Raw genomic sequence first — 576 nt, 5'->3', positions numbered from 1 at the left:
GATGTGGATAACGTGGATGGCGAGTTAACGTTTAGCATCTCTGGCAACAGCAACATTCAAGTGGCGATCGTCAATGGTATTGCTACGTTCACTCCAACCGCAGACTGGAACGGCTCAGAAGCGTTGACCTTTACGGCTACCGACCCAAGCGGTGAAAGCGTTAGCCAAACGGTGAACTTCACGGTAGCGCCAGTGGCGGACATCGTGGCAGATAAAGCGACGGTTGTGGAAGACACGCCAACCATCATTAAGGTTTTAGATAACGACACGTTCGAAGGCAACGACAAAGTGGTGTCGCTGGATACCAACAACGGTCCAGCGAACGGCACGGTCTCGGTCAACCCTGACGGCAGTGTGACTTACACGCCAAACGACAACTATCACGGAACAGACAGCTTCACCTACATCGTTACCTCCGGTGGGGTATCGGAGTCCACCACGGTGAACGTCGATGTCACGCCAGTGAACGATGCGCCAGTGGCGACCAATGACACGGCGATTACTGACGAAGACACGCCAGTGACGATTGATGTCCTACCAAACGATACTGACATCGATGGTGATACGTTAAGCATT

The 576-nt window shown here is 52.8% G+C and carries 1 protein-coding gene; it reads left to right on the top strand.

The genetic code is table 11. The features are described from left to right. Nucleotides 1-576, top strand: a 576-nt coding sequence (locus tag R8N47_RS27045) for a tandem-95 repeat protein (RefSeq protein ID WP_318070427.1), incomplete at both ends; no start/stop codon positions are given.

This window comes from Vibrio sp. 2132-1, assembly GCF_033344315.1.
The sequence above is the reverse complement of the archived record's forward strand: the minus strand, read 5'-3'. Positions and strand labels throughout refer to the sequence as shown.